Raw genomic sequence first — 23,055 nt, 5'->3', positions numbered from 1 at the left:
CGTGCGCTGTGTAGGGTGGCGATATGGCGATCGAGGCAGTGCTTTTCGACTTTTCCGGCACCTTGTTCCGGCTCGAGGAGGCGCAGTTCCGCGAGGTCGAGCTCACCGACAACGACGGGCGCGCACTGGACACCCACGAGGTCACCGAGATCATGCGGCGCATGACCGCTCCCGCGGAACAGCTCGTCGAATTCGACGAGGACGGCCAATATGCCTGGGACAACCGCGATCTCGATCCGGCGCTGCATCGCACCGCCTATCTCCAGGTGCTGGAGCGCTCCGGCGTGCCCGAGACCCCCGCCAAGCAGTTGTACGAGAAGCTGCTCGACCCCCTGGCGTGGACGCCGTACCCGGACACCGGCGAGGTGCTGCGAGCGCTCCACGAGAACGGCCTGGCCGTCGCCGTCGTCAGCAATATCGCCTTCGACCTGCGTCCGGCCCTGACCAGCCGCGGATGGGATCGATATATCGGCGATTTCGCCCTCTCCTTCGAGGTGGGTTCGATGAAGCCCGACGAGCGCATCTTCCGTTCCGCGCTGGAACGCCTCGGCATCGCTCCGGAGAACGCGCTCATGGTGGGCGACAGCCTCGAAGCGGATGGCGGCGCAACGGTTCTCGGCTGTGAGTTCGCCCTGGTCGACCCGCTGCCGACCGTCGATCGCCCCGCCGCCCTCGCCGAGGTGGTCCGCTCTCGCGGCCTGGTGAACGGCCGCCACTAAACTCCAAACCAGTCGGTTCGTGTCCCGCATCACTCTTGATTTAGATAGATTGCCGATATATCGTCGATACTGTCAAGAACAACGACGAGCCTTCAGGAGGCACACCATGGAACCCATGGACATGAACAAGGAACGGGGCCGCGGCCCCTGGCGGCGACTGCGCGCCGAGGAGCAGCAGGGCCCCGAACATCCGCGATTCCGCGGCCCGCGTGGTGAACGCGGCGGGCACGGCCCGCACCGGCACGGTCACGGCCGTGGCTTCGGCCCGGACTTCGGTCCCGGCGGATTCGGCCCGGGCGGTTTCGGCCCCGGTGGCTTCGGTCCCGGCTTCGGTCGCGGACGCGGCCGCGGCGGGCGTGGTCGCCGCGGCGATGTGCGCGCGGCGATTCTGCTTCTGCTGCAGGAGAAGCCGATGCACGGCTACGAACTCATCCAGCAGATCCGCGAGCGCAGCCAGGATGTGTGGCGGCCCAGCCCCGGCTCCATCTACCCCGCGCTGGCACAGCTCGAGGACGAGGGCCTGGTGCTGATCGAGAAGGTCTCAGGACGCAAGACCGCCAAGCTCACCGAGGCGGGCGCCGCCTACGTGGCGGAGCATCGCAGCGATCTCGGCGATCCCTGGCAGGACGTCAAGGACGGCGTCGGCGATCAGGCGCTGGATCTTCGCGGGCTGGTCGGCCAGCTGATGGGCGCCGTCGCCCAGGTCGCCTCCGTCGGCACTCCCGCGCAGGCGGAGAAGGCCGCCGAGGTGCTCACCGTGGCGCGCCGGGCGCTTTACCGGATCCTTGCCGAAGACGACACACCCCAAAAGTAATGGCGTCGAAGCGCCCTCTCCGAATAGGTATTCCTGGCACAACTGAGCCATCATTCGGGTATGGGAATTGGGAGGACCCGATGGGCGGCGCTGCGTCGCCGGATCGCATCGGTGGGGGTAATCGTCACAGGGGTGATGGTGGGCGCGGTAATCGCGCCCATCGAAACGGGATTCGCCACGGCTGAGCCCGCGGGCTCGGTCGTGATCCCCGTACAAGGGGGTCCGCAGCAGACCGATCATCTGACGGCCGCGCGGTATCTGAAGACGCACCCGAACGCGGCGCCCCAGGGCGTCAACGACTTCGAGTGCAAGCCGAGCGCCGAACATCCGCGCCCGGTGGTGCTGGCGCACGGCACCGACTCCTCGGCCTACTCCGACTATTCCGTCATCGGGGCACAGCTCGTCCGGGAAGGGTTCTGCGTTTTCGCGCCGAACTACGGCGGCGAGGTGAACGCCAAGAGCTACGGCACCGAGGACGTGTTCCAAAGTTCCGCGCAGATCGGCGCTTTCACCGAGCAGGTGCTGGCCGCGACCGGCGCCGCGCAGGTGGATATGGTCGGATTCTCGCAGGGCGCCAGCGTGACTCGCTACTGGATCAACCAGCTCGGCGGCGCGCCCAAGGTCAACCAGTGGGTCGGCATCGCCTCGCCCAGTTACGGCGGCGTCATGTACGGGCTGGTCACGGTGGCCGATACGGTACCGATCGTCTACGACCTGGTCGCGCTGGGCAGTTCGCAGGCCGCGGTGCAGCAGGCCGCGGGATCGCCGTTCATCACCGCGCTCAATCGCGGCGGCGATACGGTGCCCGGCGTCCGGTACACCACGATCGGCAGCCGGGTCGACGAGATGATCCAGCCGCGCGAGAACATCGTCCTCAAGGGCGCGGGCGCCACCAATCTGGTGCTGCAGGATCTGTGCGCCGACAATCTGACCGGCCACTTCCATATGGTCTACGACCCGTACGTGCAGCAGCTCATGCTCAATACCCTGGATCCCGCGCACGCCCGGCAGCCGACCTGTGCGCCGGTGGCGCTCGGCACGGGCATCAAAGAGGTCATGCTGGCGGCTCACTCCTGAGCCGGTGGCCCGCCCGGTGTGCGTTGCGCCACGATCGGTGACCGGGCAGCCGGGGTGATTCGACCGTTCGAGCCGGTCCGCGGTGCTTGCGGACCGGCTTCGGCGTGCCGGAAACGCCCCCGGCGGGGCATTCCTGACAGGTGCTGTCCCGTCCGTCCGTAAAATGAGACGACCGTATCTTCGTTAGCCACCCGGAGCTGCCCGTGACCATCCAGCCTGTCCGCCTGTTCGGCGATCCGATCCTGCGCGCTCGCGCGGCCGAGGTCGAGACGTTCGATCGGGAGGTGCGCCAGCTGGTGACCGACCTGACCGACACCATGTACGAGAGCGTTGGCGTGGGTATGGCCGCCCCGCAGATCGGGGTGGGGCTACGGGTCTTCGTCTACGACACCGGGGATGCGCAGGGGCATCTGATCAATCCGGTGTTCGAGGTGGTCGGTGAGGAGACGCAGACGGGGCCCGAGGGCTGCCTGTCGATTCCGGGTGTGCGCGAGGATGTCATGCGGCCGCTGACGGTCAAGGCGAGCGGCGTCGATCTGGACGGCAATCCGGTGGAATTCGAGGCCACGGGGCTGCTGGCGCGGTGCGTGCAGCACGAGACCGATCATCTGGACGGGGTGCTGTTCCTGCAGCGGCTGGATCCGGCGGCGCGTAAGACGGCGATGCGCATCATTCGCGAATCGTCTTGGTTCACACAGGGAATCACTACGCTGGCGGCCTCCGAGATCGGCGGCCGCCGATCCATCGCCACGCGGGAACGGAGTCGCTGATGCGCGTGGTCTTCGCGGGAACCCCCGAACCGGCGGTTCCGTCGCTGCGGCGGCTCATCGAATCCGAGCAGCACGAGGTGGTGAGCGTGTTGACCCGCCCCGATGCCATTGCCGGGCGCGGGCGCAAGGTGACCCGCTCGCCCATCGGCAAACTGGCCGACGAGCACGGCATTCCGGTGTTCACCCCCCGCCGCCCGTCCGAACCCGAATTCATCGAGCAGCTCACCGAATTGGCCCCCGACTGCTGCCCCGTCGTCGCCTACGGCGCCCTGCTGCCCGAGGCGGTCCTCGACATCCCCCGCCACGGCTGGATCAACCTGCACTTCTCCCTGCTGCCCGCCTGGCGCGGCGCGGCCCCCGTCCAGGCGGCCATCCTGGCGGGCGACGAGATCACCGGCGCCGCCACCTTCCGCATCGAGAAGGGCCTCGACACCGGCCCCGTCTACGGCGTGATCACCGAGAAGATCCGCGTCACCGACACCGCGGGCGACCTCCTGTCCCGCCTCGCCGACAGCGGCGCCCACCTCCTCGAATCCACCCTCGACGGCGTGGAAGCCGGTGCCCTGCAAGCGGTCCCGCAATCCCTCGACGGCATCTCCTACGCCCCCAAGGTGGAAGCCGAAGCAGGCCACATCCGCTGGGACCAGCCCGCCCTCGCCATCTCCCGCCGCATCCGCGCCGTAACCCCCGCCCCTGGCGCTTGGACCGAGGTAGACGGCAAACGCCTCAAACTGGCCCCCGTGGAACTCATCGAGGAAAACCTCCCCGAACGCACCATAGAAATCCGCAAATCCGGCGTCTACATAGGCACCGCCACCACCGCCATCCGCCTCACCGAAGTCCAACCCCAAGGCAAACGCCTGATGCCCGCCCTCGACTGGGCCCGCGGCGCCCGCCTCCAACCCGGCACCGTGGTCGAATGACCCGCCCTGACCGGGGAACCAGCAACCAGCCCTCCAGCCATCCCTGCCGTGACCACGGATCGCGGCAGGACCTCCCGCAGCCCGATCGTCGAAACCTCGTATGCGGCAAGCACATCGGCCGCGCCCGCACCGGCGACCCGGCCGCAGATCGCGCCGCAGACGACTGCGTGCATGGCTCACACACCGCGACTGTGGGTGGCGGCGACCATGGCAGCAGGCTCCAACCCGACGCGGTGATCAAATGACCCGCCCCGAACAGGGGGCGAACGACCATTCCTCCGGCCGCCCTCGCCGCGACCACAACCCGCGGAAGGATCCCATGCGGTACGACGACAACTCCGACCGCCCGCGAAGCACCAGCTCTCGCAAGAACGCCGGTGGCAATCGCGCGGGCGGCAACGGCCGGTCCGGCGCGGACGAACGTGGATCGCGCAGCCCACGCGGTGCGGGGGCGGACCGGGAACGGCATTCCGAATCGGGCAACCAGCGCCGGGATGGCGGTTACGACCGCGACAGCCGCGGCGGAGCGCGCCGGGGTGGAAGCGACCGCTTCGGCGGGGACGAGCGAAGGACACGTCCCTCGGGTGCGTCCCGTGGCGGTGAGCGGGAACCGTATGCGGCGCAAGGTGATCAGCGTCGTGTGGCCGGTGGTCGCGGCAACAGCCCGCAGAGCTCGTCGGGTGACAGCCGTCGCGGTGGTTATGAGCCGTCCGCCGGGGCCGGTCGGCGCGATGTCGCGCAAGGTGCTCGCGGGAATGACGGACGGAATGGTGGCGGTCGCCGTGCGGAGCGGGAATCGGCTGGGCCGCAGTCGGATCGGCGACGGAGTGGCGGGCAGGGGAGTCGGGGAAAGGATGACGCCGGAAGCGGGCGTCCGGCGGGCGGTCGGGAGAAGCGCGCGGAGCACGGGCATGGGACGGATCCGGTGCGCGTTGTTGCGCGGGATGTTTTGCGGGCCGTGCGGGAGCGGGATGCGTACGCCAACCTCGTTTTGCCGGGGTTGTTGCGGGAGCGGCATATCAGTGGGCGGGATGCGGCTCTGGCGACGGAGTTGACTTATGGGGCGGCGCGGTCGCAGGGGTTGCTGGATGCGGTGATCGAGGAGTGTGCGGGGCGCGCGGTGGGGGAGATCGACGGGCCGTTGCTGGATGCGTTGCGGTTGGGGACGTATCAGTTGTTGCGGACTCGGATCGGGGCGCATGCGGCGGTGGATACGTCGGTGGCGCTGGCGCGGGCGGAGTTCGGGCAGGGGCGGGCCGGGTTCGTGAACGCCGTGCTGCGGCGGGTGGCGGAGAAGACGGTCGAGGAGTGGGTGGAGCAGCTCGCGCCTCGGGATCCGCTGGGGCATCTGGCCTTCGAGTACGCGCACCCGGTGTGGATCGCCCAGGCCTTCGCGGATGCGCTGGGCGCGCAGGCGGGTGAGTTGCGGGAGGTGCTTGCGGCGGATGACGCGCGGCCCGCGGTGCACCTGGTGGCGCGGCCGGGCGATATGACCGCCGAGGAGCTCGCGCTCGTCACCGGCGGCGAGGAAGGCCGCTGGTCGCCGTACGCGGTGTACCTGGACGGTGGCGACCCGGCGAAGCTGGAACCCGTACGCGACGGTATGGCCGCCGTCCAGGACGAGGGCAGTCAGCTTGTGGCGCTTGCCGTTACGCGCGCCCCCCTGGACGGTCCGGACGGCGGGCGCTGGCTGGACCTGTGCGCCGGTCCCGGCGGCAAGACCGCCCTGCTGGCCTCGATCGCCGAGATCGACGGCTTCCGCGTCGACGCCGTCGAACCGGCCGAGCACCGCGCCGACCTCGTCCGCAAGGCCACCCGCAATATGCCGGTCGACGTCCACGTGGTCGACGGCCGCGACACCGGCCTGGAGCCCGGCTACGACCGCATCCTGGTCGACGCCCCCTGCACCGGCCTGGGCGCTCTCCGCCGCCGCCCGGAAGCCCGCTGGCGCCAGCCCTCCGACGTTCGCGAACTCGTCACCCTGCAACGCGAACTCCTCACCGCCGCCTGGGAACTGGTCCGCCCCGGCGGCGTAGTCGTCTACTCGACGTGTTCACCGCACCTGCCCGAAACGGTCTCCGTGGTCGCCGATATGGTCCGCCGCACCGGCGCCGAACAACTGGACACCCGCGTGCTGCTCCCCGGCGTCCCCGACCTGGGCGACGGCCCCGCCGCCCAACTCTGGCCCCACCGCCACGGCACCGACGTCATGTTCCTCGCCGTCCTCCGCAAACCGAACTGAAACGCCGACGACCGGGGAACTGGTGGCGGCCGCTACTCGCGAAACGCCGCCACCATTTCCCGGTGATCACTCGTCCAGCCGGGTGTGGTCGACGAGGTCGGCGAAGGTGCGGGCCAGGGGAGTGAGGGCGTCCCAGCGGCGGGCGAATTCGCCGAGGCGGCACACCGCCAGGTCCAATCCGGCGATCCCGCTGCTGGCGGCGTCGTAGAGCACCCATCCTGTCCACGGTAGATCGCGGTCCACCCATGCTCGATCTTGGGGATTCACAAGGTAATCCGAGGATTGACCTTGGTCCGGGTCCGCGCCGATGATTGGGGAGGGCCCAACGGCGGCAACCTTTTCCTCATTCCCACCGCGTCCGGGCCCTCGGGCGGGGGCAACAGGAAGGGCGCCGACCCGCACTCGCCGGGAGGACATGTGGCGTGACCAGCGGTGAATCACCTGTGTTCGAAGCCATTACCCGCTTTCTGCGGGAGCATGACGCGGATCGAATTCCGCATCCCGGCGGCACGCTGCTGGAGCATCTCGTGCGCGTCGCCGCGAATCTGGCCGTGTGGGGCGCGGATCGGGACCTCCAGCGGGCCGGGCTGTGTCATGCCGTGTATGGCACCGATGGGTTCGAGCGGTCGCTGGTGGCGGTGAGTGACCGTGCGACGGTGCGGGCGCTCATCGGTGATCGCGCCGAGGCGCTGGTCTACCTGTACGCCAGCTGTGATCGTGCGGTCGTCTATCTCCGGATCGATACCACGCCGGTGCTGTTCCGCGACCGCTTCACCGGCTGCGACCATGAGATCGCCGACGCCGACCTGCGCGCATTTCTCGAACTCACCGCGGCCAACGAGCTCGATGTCATGGCCAACAATGCCGAACTCGCCGCGCTGCACGGGCAGGCGCTCTACGACCTGTTCGACCGGTGTCGGCGGCATCTGTCGCCGCGGGCGTGGGCGGCCTGCGGCATCCTTGTCTGACGCCCGTCATTCCCGGGCCGATTGCTCCCGCAGCCGCGCAAGGGTTTTCGACAGGATGCGGGAGACGTGCATCTGCGAGATGCCCATCTGCTGGGCGATCTGGGTCTGGGTCATGGATTCGAAGAAGCGCATGGTGAGGATGCGGCGTTCGCGTTCGGGCAGTCCGGCCAGCAGCGGCCGGATGGCCACGTATTCCTCGACGCGGTCGAATTGGGATTCCTCCTCGCCGAGGGTGTCGAGCAGCGACGCCTCGGTATCGCGGCCCACCGAGACCGCGTCGATGGAGCTGGGCTGGTAGGCGTTTCCGGCAATGACGGCCTGGGTCACCTCGTCGGGATCGATGCCGAGTTCGGCGGCGATCTCCTTGGCGGTGGGGGAGCGGCCCAACTGCTGCGATAACGCGTCGATGGCGGCGCCGATGCGCAGATGGGTTTCCTTGACCCGCCGCGGGACTCGCATGGCCCAGGTGTTGTCGCGGAAGTAGCGGCGAACCTCGCCCATGATGGTCGGCACCGCGAAGGACAGGAAGTTGGAGCCGCGGCCGACATCGAACCGGTCCACGGCGTGCACCAGACCGACGCGCGCCACCTGGGTGAGATCGTCGAACGGCTCACCGCGCCCGCTGAATTTGCGAGCGATGTGGTCCGCCAGCGGAATACACCGGTTGATCAGCTCGCCGCGTAGGGCCGGGCGCCGCGGCGAGGCCGGGTCGGCGGCGGCCAGCTGCTCGAACAGCGCTGCCACATCGTCGTATCCGGAGACGCTGCGGGCCACCTCTTCGGCTTCCTCGGCATCGATGGGCTCATCGTTGTCGGCATCGCCATTGTCTGCCTCGGCGCCATTGACGGCATCGGCTCCGGTGGCTGCCGCGGTCTCGGGGGATGCGGTATCCGGTTCTTCGGCGGGTTCGGGCTGCGGTGCTTCGGGGGATGGAATCACGATGTCCTCGTCGGTCACTACGCCTTCCCCCGGCCCCGCCGGAATTCCACGCTGGTCGGGTAGCCGGAGACGGCCGGATCGAACTCGCCCTGGGTCGCGGTGACCTCATCGGAGAGCGTCCGCAGCACATGCCAGCCGAAGCTGCGCTGATCCGGCAGGCCCGCCGCGGCGGCGATTCCGCCGACCCGCACCGTCAAATCCTTCTCCCCGACGGTGAACACGCACTGCAGTGTCGTGTTCGGTGCGGCGAGCGCGATGAGGGTGGAGGCGGCCTCGTCCACCGCAAGCCGGATGTCGGCCACTTCGTCGAGTGTGAAATCGCTGAGCAGCACCAGGGTTTCGGCGAGTCCGCGCACTATGGGCAACTGGGAGACGGATGCGGCGACGCCGATCTCGACCGGTGTGCCACGCAGCCCTTGTTCCGCCGAAATGTTGATCACCTGCAATAGGGTACCCATTCCGGCGCGCGGCAATCAGCGCAATGGCCGCTATCGGGGTGTCCGCGCGGTGCGATATCGTGCCGTTAGACTGCCGCACGTGTGCACCTCTTCCTCCTCGTTCCACCGGCCCGCGCCGATGATCGCCCCGTCCATCCTCTCCGCCGATTTCGCGCGTCTCGGCGATGAAGTGAAGGCCATCGAGGGGGCCGATTGGGTGCATGTCGATGTCATGGACAACCACTTCGTCCCCAACCTCACCCTCGGCCTGCCGGTGGTGGAGTCGCTGTTGAAGGCCACCGACATTCCGCTCGACTGCCACCTCATGATCGAGGATCCGAAGCGCTGGGCGCCGGGCTACGCCGAGGCGGGCGCCTACAACGTCACCTTCCACGCGGAGGCGACCGATGATCCGCTGGGCGTGGCGCGCGATATTCGCGCCGCGGGTGCGAAAGCGGGTCTTTCGGTCAAACCGAACACCCCCATCGAGCCGTACCTCGAAATCCTGCGCGAGTTCGACACCCTGCTGGTGATGAGCGTCGAACCCGGTTTCGGCGGACAGTCCTTCATTCCGCACGTGCTCGACAAGGCCCGCACCGTGCGACGTCTGGTCGACGCCGGTGAGCTGCGCCTGGTGGTGGAGATCGACGGCGGCATCAATATGAGCACCATCGAGCAGGCGGCGGAGGCGGGCATCGACTGCTTCGTCGCCGGTTCGGCCGTCTACGGCACCGCCGATCCCGCCGCCACCGTGGAAGCCTTGCGGCAGAAGGTGATCGCGGTCGAGGCCGCGCAGGCGGCCGAATAGTCTGCGGCCCGGTCGAATCGAGCGCTCAGCGACCCAGTAGCGCTTCGATGACCGATTCCAGCGGCGGTACGGCGGGAATCGAATCCGGCGACTGGATCCAGGTGCGGTATCCCGTCCGCTCGTCATCGGCGGACGGGAGCACGACCTGGGCTCCCGAGCACGCGACGGTGGCGTAGAGCCGGAACAGCGCCGCCGACACCGTCTTGCTCAGGAGCTCGGGCCGGGCCGGGCCGGTGATGAAGGTCCAGCGCCGCGCGCGCGGATGGTGCACGACGGGTCCGGCCAGATCGGCTTGCTCCAGCCGCTGGAGCACCCGCTCACCGAGATCGGCGGGCATGGTGATGGCCCCGTATCTGTTGCCTATCTCCAGCAATATGTGCCGTGACGTTGGATCGATCGATGCCGGCAGGTGAAATTCGCGCCGATACTGCACGCAGCGAACTTCCAGTGTCGAATCGAGAAGCGTGGTCACGCTGCACTCCCAATGATGTTGTCTGCCAACCGGATTTGACCCACGAAGGGTCCAACCTTCCCTAGGTGCGACTTGCTGCGATGTGCATCCGGGCCTGATGATGGCCCTGGACGCCGGTGACCGTTCTGCGCTGAACTGCTCGCGGAGAGTTGAACTGTAGGAATCAGCTGCATAACAATCTTGCGACCATATCTACTGATGCGCAAGATTTTGGTGTAAGCGAGTCGCGAATTGGGTAGATCTCTCCGATTACACGCCATTCGGTCATTCGCCGAGAATGGAAATTCCGCTTTTTCAATTGGCATTCCCGTGTAATTCACCCCCCTTTCATGCCCGCGGTCGGCTTCGTCCGGCTTCGGATGCCTCCCGGTACCGAACTCTCCAGTGAACGAGGCCCTATGTCGCCTACGACCGGGCGTCGTTAGGCTGGTGGGGACAGTCGATCACCGCGGGGAATAGCGCCGCCGGTCCGGGCTGTTGGCGCAAGCGGCGGGCCCGGCAGGCGGGCCGGAGAGGGAGAGGGAGAGGGTTAGGGCATGTTCACCGGCATCGTGGAGGAGCTGGGCGAGATCGTCGCCTCCGAGCAGCTGGCCGATGCGGCCCGCCTCACCATTCGCGGCCCCCTGGTGACCTCCGATGCCGGGCACGGTGATTCGATCGCCGTCAATGGCGTCTGCCTCACCGTGGTCGACGATCAGGTTGACGGCGACACCTTCACCGTCGACGTCATGGCCGAGACCCTGAACCGCTCCAGCATCGGCGGCCTGGCGGTCGGCTCCCGGGTGAATCTGGAACGCGCCGCCGCGGTCAACTCCCGCCTGGGCGGGCACATCGTGCAGGGCCATGTCGACGGCACCGGCACCATCCTCTCCCGCACCCCCTCGGAGAACTGGGAGGTCGTGCGAATCTCGCTGCCGGACAGCATTGCCCGCTATGTCGTGGAGAAGGGCTCCATCACCGTCGACGGCATCTCGCTCACGGTCTCCGGCCTCGGTATCGCCGACACGGCCGCCGCGGACGGCGCCAAGGACTGGTTCGAGGTCTCGCTCATCCCCACCACGCGCGCGCTCACCACCCTCGGCACGGCTCCGGTCGGCGCCACGGTCAATCTCGAGGTCGACGTCATCGCCAAGTACGTCGAACGGCTCCAGCAACGCGGCGAATAGGCAGCGCGCCCGGAGGCGACGCAAATCGGACACCGGACCTGCCTTACTGTAGGTAGGCACCTAATCGAGATGGAGCACAGCAGACGTGACCAGGTTCGACACCATCGAGCGCGCAGTCGCCGACATCGCCGCCGGTAAGGCGGTTGTCGTCGTCGACGACGAGGGCCGGGAGAACGAGGGCGACCTCATCTTCGCGGCGGAGAAGGCGACCCCCGAGCTCGTGGCCTTCATGATCCGATACACCTCCGGTTATATCTGTGTGCCGCTCACCGGCGCCGACTGTGATCGGTTGGGCCTGCCGCCCATGTACGCGGTCAACCAGGACAAGCACGGCACCGCCTACACCGTGTCCGTGGACGCCCGCGAGGGCATCAGCACCGGTATCTCGGCCGCCGACCGCGCCACCACCATGCGCGTGCTGGCCGATCCGAACGCCAAGTCCGATGATCTGACCCGCCCGGGTCACGTGGTTCCCTTGCGCGCCAAGGACGGTGGCGTGCTGCGCCGCCCCGGCCACACCGAGGCCGCGGTCGATCTGTCGCGCATGGCCGGGCTCAGCCCCGCGGGCGTCATCTGCGAGATCGTCTCGCAGAAGAACGAGGGCGATATGGCGCGCACCGAGGAGCTGCGCGTCTTCGCCGACGAGCACGATCTCGCGCTCATCTCCATCGCCGACATGATCGCCTGGCGGCGCAAGCACGAGAAGCATGTCGAGCGCGTCGCCGAGGCCCGCATCCCCACCGAATTCGGTGACTTCAAGGCCATCGGCTACAAGAGCGAATACGACGACACCGAGCATGTCGCCCTGGTCATGGGCGATATCGCGGGCGCCAACGGCAAGGGCGAGGAAGTCCTGGTCCGGGTGCACTCCGAATGTCTCACCGGTGATGTCTTCGGCTCGCTGCGCTGCGATTGCGGGCCGCAGCTCAATGCCGCCCTGCAGATGGTGTCCGACGAGGGCCGCGGTGTTGTCCTCTACGTGCGCGGGCACGAGGGTCGCGGCATCGGGCTGCTACACAAGTTGCAGGCCTACCAGGTGCAGGACGAGCAGCAGCTCGACACCTACGACGCCAATCTCGCCATCGGCCAGCCCGCCGACGCCCGCGATTACGGTACGGGCGCGCAGATCCTCGCCGATCTGGGTATCACCTCCATGCGGTTGCTGACCAACAATCCGACCAAGCGCGCGGGCATCGAGGGCTACGGTCTGTCCATTACCGAGCGCGTGCAGATGCCGGTGCGCGCCAATTCGCACAATCTGCACTACCTGCGCACCAAGCGGGATCGCATGGGCCACGACCTGGTCGGCCTGGACGATCTCGACCTGGGCGAAACTGCGAACTGACTCTCCGACTAACCGAGAAGGGCGGATACCGATGAGCGGTACCGGCGTACCGACATTCGAGCTCGCGGATGCCAAGGATCTGAAACTGGGCATTGTCGCGTCGCGCTGGCACACCGAGGTCTGCGACGCGCTCGTCGCGAACGTCGAGAAGACGGCGCGCGATGCGGGCGTCGCCGATATCACGGTGGTCCGGGTCGCCGGTGCCATGGAACTGCCCGTGGTGGCCCAGGCGCTGGCCCGCAGCCATGACGCGGTGGTCGCCCTCGGCGTCGTGATCCGCGGCGAGACACCGCATTTCGAGTACGTGTGCGATTCGGTCACCGCCGGTCTGACCCGGGTGTCCCTCGACGAGAGCACCCCGGTCACCAATGGTGTGCTCACCGTGAACACCGAACAGCAGGCCCTCGATCGCGCCGGGTTGCCCGGTTCGGTGGAGAACAAGGGCGAGCAGGCCGCGGCCGCCGCCCTGGATGCCGCGCTGACGCTGCGCGAGCTCAGCCAGACCGTCTGATGCCGGTCGTCCGGATCTGGAAGCGCGACGGCGGCTCCGAGGAGCCGCCCCGCAAACCCGTGCGGCCAGATCCGGCGACCGACACCACGCCGCCCGCCACCGAGTCGAAGTCCGGAGACGCCGAAGTGCCTGCCACGGAACAGAAGTCGGATCGCGAACCCGAATCGGCGGCGGACCGCCCCGGCGGCGAGTGGGACCTGGAGGTCACGCCCCGCCACGCCATCATGACCGCCCGCATCGTGGCGGCCGTGCTGTTCCTGGTCTTCCTGCTGGCGGGCGTCTTCCTGCGCATCGACGCCACCGGCGTGAACTTCCGCGTGACCGATCAGGTCGCCATGGCCGTGATCGGCCTGTTCCTGGCCGGTGGCGTGCTCATGCTGACCCGCCCCCGGGTGCGGGTCGGCGCGCAGGGTGTCGCGGTGCGCAATATCCTGGGCGACAATGTCTTCCGCTGGCAGGATATTCGCGGCATCTCCTTCCCGGACAAGAAGTCCTGGGCGCGACTGGAACTCGTGCACGACGAGTACATCCCCATGATGGCCATCCGCTCCAATGACAAGATGCGGGCCGCCGCCGCCATGGACCGCTTCCGCGAACTGGGCGCGAAATACACCGAGGCGCAGCCGGACTGAGCCCTATCCGGGGATGTGCAGGATTGCGGCCGTCCCCTCCAGGTTCGCGGTGTCGGGCGGGAAGTAGCCCTGCCGCGGGGTGGTGTCGGTGCGGGTCCGCCCGGCGGGAACCGCGTTGCGCGGTAGCAGACCCCATGTGCTGAAACGGCTTTGGAGCAGGCCCTCATAGGTGCCGGGCTCGGGCTCGCCCAGCTCGATCGTGGCGCTGCGGCCCAGACTCCCGGCAATGAACGCATACCGCTCGCCCAGCAGCGATCCCACAATGGCGCCCGCGCTCTGCCAGCCCAGCTGCATGGGCCCCATGGCCATACTGCTGAGGTGTTTTTGCAGGTGCAGATTATGTGCGCACACCAGTGTCGGCCCACGCCTTGCCTCGATGCCCCGGATATCGAACAGGTTGCGCGCCATGAGCGCATCCCTGGTCCCCGACAGGCGCGACCACCGGGTGTCGTCGTCGAATCCGTGCCGTGCGGCCTGCCCGTGGTATCGCAGCAACCCCAGCCCGGCGGTGAGATACGTTTCGGCCCTGAGCAATTCGTCCCGCGAGCCCGCCGCGATCAGTTCGGGTGCGCGAGCGTAGAGCTCGACCAGCATATCGTCGGCGATCACCGGTAGTCGCTGCGCTGCGGCCGTCGCACCGGGCGACAGGTCCGCATCCAGCACTGCCTCGCTACGGTCCCACTGCTCGTCCGCTCCGGCCAGGCTCGCCAGGTCCACGTCGAGCTTCAAGTAGTCGCGGGCGAATTCGAGATAGCGCCGCGGACTGGGCACGTTCATGGTTTCCATCGAGCCGTCGAAGCCATGAAAGGCCAACTGCTCTGCCGCGGGCCGGTTCTCGTTGTACTCCCGCATCCAGGCCACCAGTCGCCGATTGGCCTCGAATTCGCCGAAGCCGTGCGAGAACCCGGTAGCGAGCACCGAATCGAGGGTGCCGATGCCCTCTCGGACAAAGTCGTTCACGGTGAGCGCCGCGACCCGATCGCTTTCCAGCGCGATCGATCGGAACCCACGAACAGCCAGTTGCGCGAACAGTTCATTGCGAAGCAGTGCGAAAGCCGGTTCCCGATGCATCGGCTCACCCAGGCCCAGCAGTTCACAGGAGGCAGGTACGAAGTCTCGAATGTCTTGGCTCATGTGTCTCAATCGTATCGTTGAAGAATCGATTGAAACTCACCTCGCATTGAGCCGACCACCGCCGGGTAAAGTCTCAAACCAGTGAGAACCCTGCGCCCAGCCGACCTCGCCCGCGAGCACGGCCTCTCGACCCAGGCCGTCCGCAACTACGAGCAGGACGGCTTCCTCCCGCCCGCCGAGCGCACCCCCACCGGCTATCGGATCTACACCGAAGTCCACGCGGCCGCACTCCGCGCATTCCTCGCACTCGTCCCGGCCTACGGACATGCGGCGGCAGGCCGGATCATGAACGCCCTGCACGACAATGACCTCGACAAACTGCTACTGATCGTCGATCGAGGTCACATCCAGCTGCTGCACGACCGCGAGACGCTCGACGCGGTCCGCAAAACGGTCGGCCATCTGACCAGCACGGAGTCCGCCGTCACTCCGGAACCCGCCGCTGACGAGAACCCCCTGACCATAGGTGAACTCGCGCGCAGACTCCGCTTGACCGCCGCGACCCTGCGCGCCTGGGAGGATGCGAGCATTCTCCGCCCGTCGCGCGATCGAGCCACCGGATACCGCCGCTACCGCGCGAGCGATATTCGCGACGCCGAACTCGCCCATCTCCTGCGCCGCGGCGGCTATCCACTGGCCCACATCGAAACGGTCGTCAATCAGATCCGAACCGCCGGTGGCACAGCCGCATTGGCCGCCGCCCTCGCGGACTGGCACCACAAGCTCACCACCCAGGGCCTGGCCATGCTCGACGCCGCCGCCGAACTCAGCCGCTACCGGAGCATTCGGGGTGACCGGCCGCCGGACCGCTAGCCGTTGTCGCCGAGGACCGCGCCCTCGCGGCGGGGGTCCGCGCCGCCGATCAGGCCGGAGCCGTCGCGGGCCAGCGCGGACAGGCCGCTGACCTGCGCGGCTACCGAGACTTGGTGGCCCATCTCGCGGAGTTTCAGGACGAGGGGGTCGTGGTCGCCATTATCGGTGGGGTCGATGGCCGGATGCTCGCCGCCGAGGTTGGTGGTGGGACTGTTGCCCGCGCCGAAGGAGACGGAGGAGACGGCCTGTTGGGGGTTGAGGTTCCAATCCAGCATGGAGATCAGGGTTTTGATGACGAACTGGATGACGACCGAGCCGCCGGGGGAGCCGGTGACGTGGGTGAGGGGGCCGCGGGCGCCATCGGGAGTCTGGTCGAAGACCAGGGTGGGGGCCATGGAGCTGCGGGGGCGCTTATTGGGTTCGAGGCGGTTGGCGACCAGGGCGCCGTCCTCGCCGAGGGGTTCGGCGGCGAAGTCGGTGAGCTGATTGTTGAGGATGAAGCCGTCGACCATATTGAACGAGCCGAAGGCGGATTCGACGGTGGTGGTCATGGCGGCGGCATTGCCGTACTGGTCGATGATCGAGATGTGGCCGGTGCCGTGCTCGGGCGGCTGGGGGGCCGGAGCCGAGGGGGACCGGGCCGAAGTCGCCGGGCTTGGCGGTGCCCATGCTGCGCAGAGGGTCGATCAGGTTGGCGCGTTCCTTCAGGTACTTCGGATCCAGCAGGGCCTTCGGCGAATTGCCGGGCAGCGGAATGAAATCCGAGTCGGCGATGTACTTGTTGCGGTCGGCGTAGGCCAGCCGCTCGGCCTCGGAGATGAGATGTACGGCCTCCGCGGTGGGGGTTCCGCCATTGCGCGCGGCATCGGTGTCGCCGGAGGCATTGGCGGGCGCGAGCGCGGCCAGATCGAAGTTGGACAGGATGCCCAGCGCCGCCGCGACCGTGATGCCGCCGAAGGACGGGTTGGGCATACCGCAGATCTCGTGGGTGCGGTACGGCGCGCACACCGGATCGCGCTTCTTCGCTTGGTAGGCAGCCAGATCCGCCGCCGAGACCACGCCGGGCGTGCGGCCGCCCGAGGCGTCGGCCACGGCGGCCACGATGGCATCGGCGATGGGGCCGGTGTAGAAGGCGTCCGCGCCGTCGGTGGCCAGCGTGCCGAGCGTCTTGGAATAGGCCGGGTTGGTCAGGGTGGTCCCGGCGGGTTTCGGGCTGCTGTCGCCCTGCAGGAAGTACGCGCGGGCGGCCTCGTCGCGCGCGAGATCCTTTGCGGATTCCGCGATTTGGCCCGCCAGCCGGGGGCTGATCTCGAAGCCCTGATCGGCCAGGGCGATGGCCGGGCCGAACAGATCCTTCCACGGCTGCTTGCCGTGTTCGCGATGGGCGAGTTCGAGCAGGCGCAGCACCCCGGGAACACCGATGGAGCGGCCGCTGGCGCGGGCATTGGGTTGCGGTGCGGTGCGGTCGGTATCGCTGATCCAGCGCAGATAGTCCTGGGTGGCACCGCTGGGGTCGGTCTCGCGGCCTTCGTAGGTCTCGAGGGTCTTGGTGGCGCCGTCGTAATAGAGGAGGAACGCGCCGCCGCCGATGCCGGAAGCCTGCGGTTCCACCAGGCCGAGCACGGTCTGCGCCACGATCAGGGCGTCCGCGGCCGTGCCGCCATCGCGCAGCACCCGGCAGGCGGCCTCGGTCGCCAGGGGATTGGCGGTGGAGACGGCGAAGGTATCGGTGCGCACCGGGGTCATGCCGGTGCGGTACCCGGAGGCGATTTCGGGGCGCAGACTCAGATTCGTGGTGGTGGGCGTGCCCCCGGTCGTGGTGCGTGGCGTGACCGCGGCGCCATTGGGGGTGGTCACGCAGGACGCCTGTCCGGACTCGTCACCCGAGCCACAGGCGGTGGCCATTCCGAGGGTGATCAGCAGGGCGGCGGCAGCGCCGCCCCAGGTGTGCCGTCGCGTGCGCCTCATGCCCGGACTCTAGCGCCGGGACGCGGGCCGGGCGGGGCTTTGCGAGTCCGAATCGGACGCACTGCTCGCAGGCGGCCCGACCTGGGGAGACGTAGCGTCTAACCCGCAATCGCAAAATGTCAGGCTGTCATATAGCATGACAAGTGCTGTTTTGTCAAAATTTACCCAGCTCGGAGCGCCGATATTGCTCTCAGCAAAACGCAAGGTACTCTCACTTCGCCTCAATACACGATTGCGGAGGGTTAACCGGCGAATGACCGAGATCCGGACAAAGGCCACGAACCTTACTGCCGAGGACAGTGGCTATCACAAGGCACTCAAGCCTCGGCAATTGCAGATGATCGCCATCGGCGGCGCCATCGGCACCGGCCTGTTCCTGGGAGCCGGCGGACGCCTGGCCAATGCCGGGCCGTCGCTGTTCCTGGTGTACCTGATCTGTGGCGTCTTCGTCTTCTTCATCCTGCGCGCCCTGGGCGAACTGGTGCTGCACCGCCCGTCCTCGGGTTCGTTCGTCTCCTACGCGCGCGAATTCTTCGGCGAGAAGGCGGCTTTCGTCGCCGGGTGGATGTACTTCCTGAACTGGTCCATGACCGGCATCGTGGACACCACCGCCGTCGCCACCTATCTGCACTACTGGGGGCCGTTCGAGCCCATCGCGCAATGGATCCTGGCGCTGGGCGCGCTGATCATCGTGCTCGCCATCAACCTGGCCTCGGTGAAGTGGTTCGGCGAGATGGAGTTCTGGGCGGCCATGATCAAGGTGCTCGCCCTGGTCACCTTCCTCGTTGTCGGCACGGTCTTCCTCGCGGGGCGGTTCGAGGTCGACGGTCAGGAGACCGGCTTCCGCATGGTGAGCGAGGCCGGCGGCTGGTTCCCGACCGGCATCCTGCCCCTGGTCGTGGTCACCTCGGGCGTCGTATTCGCCTATGCCGCAGTCGAAATGGTCGGCATCGCGGCCGGTGAGACCGAGAACCCGGCCAAGATCATGCCGCGCGCCATCAACTCGGTGATCATGCGAATCGCCCTGTTCTACTGCGGTTCGGTCATCCTGCTGGCGCTGCTGCTGCCCTACACCGCCTACAAGGCGGGGGAGAGCCCGTTCGTCACCTTCTTCTCCAAGCTCGGTGTCGCGCACATGGGTTCGATCATGAACTTCGTGGTGCTCACCGCCGCGCTCTCCAGCCTGAACGCGGGCCTGTACTCAACCGGCCGCATTCTGCGCTCGATGGCCATGAACGGCAGCGCGCCGAAATTCACGGCGCGGATGTCGAAATCCGGTGTGCCCTACGGCGGCATTCTGCTCACCAGCGCCATCGCATTGTTCGGCATCTGGCTGAACTACATCGTGCCGTCGCAGGCCTTCGAAATCGTGCTGAACGTGGCCTCGCTGGGCATTCTGGCCTCCTGGGCGACCATCGTGCTGTGCCAGCTGAAGCTGTGGTGGCTGTGGAAGCAGGGGCAGGCGCAGCGCCCGGCATTCCGGATGGCGGGCGCTCCCTACACCGGAATCGCCACGCTGGTCTTCCTTTTCGCGGTGCTGGTGCTCATGGCCTTCGACAAGCCGGTCGGCACCTGGACGGTCGCCAGCCTGGTGCTCATCATTCCGGCGCTGGCCATCGGGTGGAAGTTCGCCAGTCCGCGGGTGCTGGCCATCGCCAAGATGCGCGAGGGCTACACCGGCGAATTCCCGGTGATCCCGCCGATTCCGCGGGACGACAAGTAGTTTCGGGCTTTCACCGCGGGCGCGTGCATGCGCCCGCGACCTGCACCGACAATGGCCGTGCGCGGATTCCACGCACGGCCGTTTCGTGTCCGCGATCACGGTTTATCCCGGTCGGCTATCGCATGTGGGCATGGTCATAACTTCGCCGCGAAGATTGTCCGGAATCCGAACGGTTGGTTAGCGTCGGGTGCCGCGCGTTCGCAGGGGGCGCGCATTCAGATGCTCAACGAGGAGTGCTGTGAGTTCGCATGCGGTTGCGACCGATGAGGTGGAAACCTCATCGGCGAATGCGGGGGGAAACGGTATTCCTGCCACGATTTTCGAGCGATTCACCGGCGCGGTCCGGTCCATTCGCCGTGATGATTCCGAGATGGCCGTGCCCGCGCAGGTGCGCGAAACCCAGTTCGCCGCCTGGGCGGCAACCGGATTCGCCATCCTGCACGGGCTGCTGTTCATCACCGACGGCCTGACCAATGCCTTCGGCAGCGTCCTGCACTTCTTCGCCGCCTGGGCGATCGGCGGCGTCGCAGTGCTTTTCGGCATGCGCTCGCGCTGGGTGTGGATCGCCGCGCTGGGATTGGCCAGCCTGCAAGCCTTCCACGGCGTCTTCACCCTGGTCTCGGCCGAAATGCCCACCGGCGTCGGCCCGTTCACGGTCCTGTTCGGTGTCATGGCCTCCGGTGTCGTCCTTGCCCTGCTGCTCCGCAAGGAGTGCTACCGCTGGTTCAATCCCGCCTCCCCGGAACTTCAGCGCACGGCATAGAGCCGCTGACCGCCACACACGCGTGGCGGCGGTCAGGAGCCGAACCGATTCTGGGCGTGCCCGGCGAGTTACCCGACCCGCACGAAATCGGTTGTCGCCTATTTCAAAGTGCGGCCCAGTGCGCGTCCGGCAGCTCTGCCGGAGAAGATGCAGCCGCCCAGGAACGTGCCCTCCAGCGCGTTGTAGCCGTGCACGCCGCCGCCGCCGAATCCGGCGACCTCGCCCGCGGCGTACAGGCCCGGGAACGGGGTGCCGTCCGGGCGCATGACCTGGGAGTCCAGGTTGGTCTGCAAGCCGCCCAGGGTTTTTCGGGTGAGGATATTGAGCCGCACCGCGATGAGCGGGCCGTGCGCGGGATCGAGGATGTTGTGCGGGGTGGCGACCCGGCCGAGCTTGTCGCCCACGTAGCGGCGGGCATTGCCGATCGCCATGAGCTGGGCGTCCTTGCTGAACTTGTGCTCGACATCGCGGTCGCGCGCCACGATCTGGCGTTCGATCTCCGCGAGGTCCAGGTGCGGGCCGCGCGCGATCTTGTTCATTCCGGTGACCAGTTCCGAAAGACTGTCGGCCACCACGAAATCCACGCCGTGCTTCTTGAACGCCCCCACCGGGCCGGGTGCGCCCTTGGCCACGCGGCTCTTGAGCGTGAGCTTGAGATCCTTACCGGTGATATCCGGATTCTGCTCCGAACCCGAGAGCGCGAACTCCTTCTCGATGATCGACTGGGTGAGGATGAACCAGGAGTAGTCGTACCCGGTCGACAGGATCTCCTTCATGGTGGCGTTGGTGTCGAATCCCGGGAAACACGGTGCGGAGAGCCGTTTTCCATTGGCGTCGAACCACAGCGAGGACGGCCCGGGAATGATGCGGATGGCGTGATCGGGCCAGATCGGATCCCAGTTGTGAATGCCCTCGGTGTAGTGCCACATGCGATCCCGGTTCACGATGCGCCCGCCCGCGGCCTCGGAGATGGCCAGCATGCGCCCGTCCACATGCGCGGGCACGCCGGAGATGAGGTACTCCGGGCACGGCCCCAGCCGGTCCACCGGCCAGTTGCGGCGAATGAGTTCGTGATTGTGGCCGATGCCGCCGGAGGACACGATGACCGCCCGCGCCCCGAATTCGAACTCGCCCACGACCTCTCGTGAGGACTTCACCCCGCGGTCGGTCTCGGACGGCTCGAGCACGCTGCCGTGCACGCCGGTGACCGCATCGCCTTCGACCACCAGTTCGTCCACGCGATGCCGGAAGGCGAACCCGACCTGCCCGCGTTTCTCCGCGGCCAGCACCGGCTCCAGGAACACCCGCACCACCTCTGGCCCGGTGCCCCAGGTGAGATGGAAGCGCGGCACCGAATTGCCGTGCCCGTCGGCGAACGCGCCGCCGCGTTCGGCCCAGCCGACCAGGGGTGTCACCCGCAGCCCGAGTTCGTGTAGATAGTCGCGCTTCTCGGTGGCGGCGAATTCGACATAGGCGCGCGCCCACTGCCGCGCCCAGCTGTCCTCGTCCTCGCGATCGAAGCCTGCCGAACCGAACCAGTCCTGCATGGCCAGCTCCAAGGAGTCCTTCACCCCGAGTCGGCGCTGTTCCGGACTGTCGACGAAGAACAGCCCGCCCAGCGACCAGAACGCCTGACCGCCCAGATTGGCCCGGTTCTCCTGGTCCAGGATGAGCACCCGGCGACCGGCCTGCACCAGCTCATGGGTGGCGACGAGACCGGCCAGACCGGCGCCGACGACGATGACATCCGGGTTCTCGATCATGCTTTCCCTCGCGTCGTAGAAACTCGATACATCAGTGTATCGAACTTGATTGTCGGCCGGGCGTGGTTGAGTGACGAGATCCGCCTGTCTGTGGGGCGCTGCCTGTCGGTGGGGCATGGCATGGTTCGAGTGTGCCGATTTCCTCGACCACCCCCCGCACGTTGACCGTCGCCGCGGCGCGTCGCATAGCGCTCGCCGCCCAGGGTTTCGCGGCCGCCCGGCCGAGCGGCCCGCCCACCCGCCGCACGGTCATGAAGGTGCTCGACAGCACGCGACTGCTGCAGTTGGATTCGGTGTCCGCCGTCGTGCGCGCGCACTACTCGCCGGTGTTCGCGCGGATCGGCGCGTACGACCGGGAACTGCTGGACGAAGCGGCCTGGAGTCACAGCGCCCGCCGCCCGCGCAAACTGGTCGAGTACTGGGCGCACGAGGCGGCGCTGCTGCCGGTGGAGGACTGGTCGCTCATGCGCTGGCGCATGGAGCAGTACCGCAATGGCCGCTGGAACGGGATGCGGGAGGTCTATGAGCGCAATCCGCGCCTGGCCGAGGACGTGCTCGGCGTGATCGCCGAGTTCGGCGCCAGCACCGCCGGTGAGGTGGAGCGCCATCTGGAGCTGGATCGTCCACGCGCCAAGGACAATTGGGGCTGGAACTACAGCGATACCAAGGTCGTGTGCGAGGCGCTGTTCGCGGCGGGGGAGCTGACCGTGCCCAAACGCGTTGGCTTCCAGCGGCATTACGACCTCGCCGAGCGGGTCATTCCGCGGCAGGTGTGGGCCGAGCGCATGGACGAGGCCGATGCCGTGCGCGAACTGGTCCGCCGCGCCGCCACGGCACACGGTATCGGCACCGAGACCGATCTGCGGGATTACTACCGCCTCAAGCGCACCCAGACCGAGCCCGCCATCGCCGATCTACTCGATGCGGGGGAGCTGGAGCAGGTTCAGGTCGCGGGCTGGGACAAGCCCGCGTATCTGCACACCGCGGCCCGCGCCCCGCGCAAGGTGTCGGGCGCCGCACTGCTGTGCCCGTTCGATCCGCTCATCTTCTTCCGGGATCGCACCGAGC

At 67.6% G+C, this 23,055-nt stretch carries 22 protein-coding genes and 1 pseudogene; 16 read left to right on the top strand and 7 right to left on the bottom strand.

Annotated elements, in window-relative coordinates; translation table 11 throughout:
• The first annotated feature begins 23 nt into the window (after positions 1 to 23).
• The 6 genes from NC4_RS30665 to NC4_RS30640 all read left to right on the top strand — a co-directional run bounded on the left by NC4_RS30665 (position 24) and on the right by NC4_RS30640 (position 6,545).
• Positions 24 to 719, top strand: a complete 696-nt coding sequence (locus NC4_RS30665; RefSeq protein ID WP_067545282.1) for an HAD family hydrolase — start codon at positions 24 to 26, stop codon at positions 717 to 719.
• A 115-nt stretch (positions 720 to 834) separates the two neighbouring features.
• The gene (locus NC4_RS30660; RefSeq protein WP_067545317.1) at positions 835 to 1,533 is read left to right on the top strand and encodes a PadR family transcriptional regulator; all 699 of its coding nucleotides are present in this window, start codon (positions 835 to 837) and stop codon (positions 1,531 to 1,533) included.
• Positions 1,534 to 1,593: 60 nt separating this feature from the next.
• Complete coding sequence (locus tag NC4_RS30655) at positions 1,594 to 2,610, top strand: esterase/lipase family protein (RefSeq protein ID WP_245722041.1); 1,017 nt, start codon at positions 1,594 to 1,596, stop codon at positions 2,608 to 2,610.
• A 203-nt stretch (positions 2,611 to 2,813) separates the two neighbouring features.
• Complete coding sequence (def, locus tag NC4_RS30650) at positions 2,814 to 3,380, top strand: peptide deformylase (protein WP_067545276.1); 567 nt, start codon at positions 2,814 to 2,816, stop codon at positions 3,378 to 3,380.
• Complete coding sequence (gene fmt, locus NC4_RS30645) at positions 3,380 to 4,303, top strand: methionyl-tRNA formyltransferase (RefSeq protein ID WP_067545273.1); 924 nt, start codon at positions 3,380 to 3,382, stop codon at positions 4,301 to 4,303. Before def ends, fmt begins: the two co-directional genes overlap by 1 nt.
• Positions 4,304 to 5,228: 925 nt before the next feature.
• The gene (locus tag NC4_RS30640; protein WP_067545270.1) at positions 5,229 to 6,545 is read left to right on the top strand and encodes an RsmB/NOP family class I SAM-dependent RNA methyltransferase; all 1,317 of its coding nucleotides are present in this window, start codon (positions 5,229 to 5,231) and stop codon (positions 6,543 to 6,545) included.
• 66 nt (positions 6,546 to 6,611) lie between these two features.
• Here NC4_RS30640 and NC4_RS40675 read toward each other — a convergent pair whose 3' ends face one another.
• Entirely contained in the window at positions 6,612 to 6,788 is a 177-nt protein-coding gene (locus NC4_RS40675) for a hypothetical protein (RefSeq protein WP_157555327.1), read from the bottom strand.
• A gap of 179 nt (positions 6,789 to 6,967) precedes the next feature.
• Between NC4_RS40675 and NC4_RS30635 the strand changes: the two genes are divergently transcribed.
• Positions 6,968 to 7,513: a DUF6817 domain-containing protein gene (locus NC4_RS30635; RefSeq protein WP_067545267.1), complete on the top strand. Its 546-nt coding sequence runs from the start codon at positions 6,968 to 6,970 to the stop codon at positions 7,511 to 7,513.
• A 6-nt stretch (positions 7,514 to 7,519) separates the two neighbouring features.
• Here the strand turns inward: NC4_RS30635 and NC4_RS30630 are convergent, their stop codons facing one another.
• Both NC4_RS30630 and NC4_RS30625 read right to left on the bottom strand, forming a co-directional pair.
• Positions 7,520 to 8,311, bottom strand: coding sequence for a SigB/SigF/SigG family RNA polymerase sigma factor (locus NC4_RS30630; RefSeq protein WP_157555330.1), 792 nt, complete (start codon positions 8,309 to 8,311; stop codon positions 7,520 to 7,522).
• A gap of 158 nt (positions 8,312 to 8,469) precedes the next feature.
• The gene (locus NC4_RS30625; protein ID WP_067545311.1) at positions 8,470 to 8,892 is read right to left on the bottom strand and encodes an ATP-binding protein; all 423 of its coding nucleotides are present in this window, start codon (positions 8,890 to 8,892) and stop codon (positions 8,470 to 8,472) included.
• Between the two features lie 136 nt (positions 8,893 to 9,028).
• Between NC4_RS30625 and rpe the strand changes: the two genes are divergently transcribed.
• A complete protein-coding gene (gene rpe / locus NC4_RS30620) occupies positions 9,029 to 9,697 on the top strand; it encodes a ribulose-phosphate 3-epimerase (protein ID WP_067545264.1) in 669 nt (222 codons plus the stop codon).
• Between the two features lie 25 nt (positions 9,698 to 9,722).
• Here the strand turns inward: rpe and NC4_RS30615 are convergent, their stop codons facing one another.
• The gene (locus tag NC4_RS30615; protein ID WP_245722040.1) at positions 9,723 to 10,034 is read right to left on the bottom strand and encodes a hypothetical protein; all 312 of its coding nucleotides are present in this window, start codon (positions 10,032 to 10,034) and stop codon (positions 9,723 to 9,725) included.
• A gap of 671 nt (positions 10,035 to 10,705) precedes the next feature.
• Between NC4_RS30615 and NC4_RS30610 the strand changes: the two genes are divergently transcribed.
• The 4 genes from NC4_RS30610 (at position 10,706) to NC4_RS43435 (ending at position 13,823) form a co-directional block, all read left to right on the top strand.
• On the top strand, positions 10,706 to 11,335 hold the full coding sequence (locus NC4_RS30610) for a riboflavin synthase (protein ID WP_067545257.1): 630 nt from the start codon (positions 10,706 to 10,708) through the stop codon (positions 11,333 to 11,335).
• A gap of 85 nt (positions 11,336 to 11,420) precedes the next feature.
• Positions 11,421 to 12,680 (top strand): bifunctional 3,4-dihydroxy-2-butanone-4-phosphate synthase/GTP cyclohydrolase II, encoded by a 1,260-nt coding sequence (locus NC4_RS30605; protein WP_067545254.1) that lies wholly within the window; start codon positions 11,421 to 11,423, stop codon positions 12,678 to 12,680.
• Between the two features lie 31 nt (positions 12,681 to 12,711).
• Positions 12,712 to 13,191: a 6,7-dimethyl-8-ribityllumazine synthase gene (gene ribH, locus NC4_RS30600; RefSeq protein WP_067545251.1), complete on the top strand. Its 480-nt coding sequence runs from the start codon at positions 12,712 to 12,714 to the stop codon at positions 13,189 to 13,191.
• Positions 13,191 to 13,823, top strand: a complete 633-nt coding sequence (locus NC4_RS43435) for a PH domain-containing protein (protein WP_245722039.1) — start codon at positions 13,191 to 13,193, stop codon at positions 13,821 to 13,823. The genes ribH and NC4_RS43435 overlap by 1 nt, the downstream gene beginning before the upstream one ends.
• Before the next feature lie 3 nt (positions 13,824 to 13,826).
• On the opposite strand, the gene NC4_RS30590 is transcribed toward NC4_RS43435, so the two are convergent.
• Positions 13,827 to 14,957, bottom strand: a complete 1,131-nt coding sequence (locus tag NC4_RS30590) for an erythromycin esterase family protein (RefSeq protein WP_067545249.1) — start codon at positions 14,955 to 14,957, stop codon at positions 13,827 to 13,829.
• Positions 14,958 to 15,038: 81 nt separating this feature from the next.
• On the opposite strand from NC4_RS30590, the gene NC4_RS30585 reads away from it, so the two are divergent.
• A complete protein-coding gene (locus tag NC4_RS30585; protein ID WP_067545245.1) occupies positions 15,039 to 15,770 on the top strand; it encodes a MerR family transcriptional regulator in 732 nt (243 codons plus the stop codon).
• On the opposite strand, the pseudogene NC4_RS30580 reads toward NC4_RS30585, so the two are convergent.
• Positions 15,767 to 17,738, bottom strand: a pseudogene (locus tag NC4_RS30580) (gamma-glutamyltransferase family protein). The gene NC4_RS30585 and the pseudogene NC4_RS30580 sit on opposite strands and share 4 nt — an antisense overlap.
• Positions 17,739 to 17,991: 253 nt before the next feature.
• Between NC4_RS30580 and NC4_RS30575 the strand changes: the two are divergent.
• Together NC4_RS30575 and NC4_RS30570 are read left to right on the top strand one after the other, a co-directional pair.
• Positions 17,992 to 19,461, top strand: a complete 1,470-nt coding sequence (locus NC4_RS30575; protein WP_067545242.1) for an amino acid permease — start codon at positions 17,992 to 17,994, stop codon at positions 19,459 to 19,461.
• Between the two features lie 370 nt (positions 19,462 to 19,831).
• Entirely contained in the window at positions 19,832 to 20,224 is a 393-nt protein-coding gene (locus NC4_RS30570; protein WP_157555326.1) for a hypothetical protein, read from the top strand.
• Positions 20,225 to 20,322: 98 nt separating this feature from the next.
• Here the strand turns inward: NC4_RS30570 and NC4_RS30565 are convergent, their stop codons facing one another.
• Positions 20,323 to 21,987 (bottom strand): FAD-binding dehydrogenase, encoded by a 1,665-nt coding sequence (locus NC4_RS30565; RefSeq protein WP_067545237.1) that lies wholly within the window; start codon positions 21,985 to 21,987, stop codon positions 20,323 to 20,325.
• 131 nt (positions 21,988 to 22,118) lie between these two features.
• Here NC4_RS30565 and NC4_RS30560 point away from each other — a divergent pair.
• Positions 22,119 to 23,055, top strand: a 937-nt coding sequence (locus NC4_RS30560; protein WP_245722038.1) for a winged helix-turn-helix domain-containing protein, incomplete at its 3' end; no start/stop codon positions are given.

Source organism: Nocardia crassostreae (genome assembly GCF_001613405.1).
Classification (GTDB): domain Bacteria; phylum Actinomycetota; class Actinomycetes; order Mycobacteriales; family Mycobacteriaceae; genus Nocardia; species Nocardia crassostreae.
This window is presented reverse-complemented; position numbering and strand designations above follow the sequence as displayed.

Excerpts from the sequence above, each read along its gene's own strand:
- NC4_RS30665 (WP_067545282.1), top strand. The coding sequence starts at position 24 with ATGGCGATCGAGGCAGTGCTTTTCGACTTTTCCGGCACCTTGTTCCGG.
- NC4_RS30660 (WP_067545317.1), top strand. The coding sequence starts at position 835 with ATGGACATGAACAAGGAACGGGGCCGCGGCCCCTGGCGGCGACTGCGC.
- NC4_RS30655 (WP_245722041.1), top strand. The coding sequence starts at position 1,594 with ATGGGAATTGGGAGGACCCGATGGGCGGCGCTGCGTCGCCGGATCGCA.
- fmt (WP_067545273.1), top strand. The coding sequence starts at position 3,380 with ATGCGCGTGGTCTTCGCGGGAACCCCCGAACCGGCGGTTCCGTCGCTG.
- rpe (WP_067545264.1), top strand. The coding sequence starts at position 9,029 with ATGATCGCCCCGTCCATCCTCTCCGCCGATTTCGCGCGTCTCGGCGAT.
- NC4_RS30615 (WP_245722040.1), bottom strand. The coding sequence starts at position 10,034 with ATGCCCGCCGATCTCGGTGAGCGGGTGCTCCAGCGGCTGGAGCAAGCC.
- NC4_RS30610 (WP_067545257.1), top strand. The coding sequence starts at position 10,706 with ATGTTCACCGGCATCGTGGAGGAGCTGGGCGAGATCGTCGCCTCCGAG.
- ribH (WP_067545251.1), top strand. The coding sequence starts at position 12,712 with ATGAGCGGTACCGGCGTACCGACATTCGAGCTCGCGGATGCCAAGGAT.
- NC4_RS43435 (WP_245722039.1), top strand. The coding sequence starts at position 13,191 with ATGCCGGTCGTCCGGATCTGGAAGCGCGACGGCGGCTCCGAGGAGCCG.
- NC4_RS30590 (WP_067545249.1), bottom strand. The coding sequence starts at position 14,957 with ATGAGCCAAGACATTCGAGACTTCGTACCTGCCTCCTGTGAACTGCTG.
- NC4_RS30575 (WP_067545242.1), top strand. The coding sequence starts at position 17,992 with ATGACCGAGATCCGGACAAAGGCCACGAACCTTACTGCCGAGGACAGT.
- NC4_RS30570 (WP_157555326.1), top strand. The coding sequence starts at position 19,832 with ATGGCCGTGCCCGCGCAGGTGCGCGAAACCCAGTTCGCCGCCTGGGCG.
- NC4_RS30565 (WP_067545237.1), bottom strand. The coding sequence starts at position 21,987 with ATGATCGAGAACCCGGATGTCATCGTCGTCGGCGCCGGTCTGGCCGGT.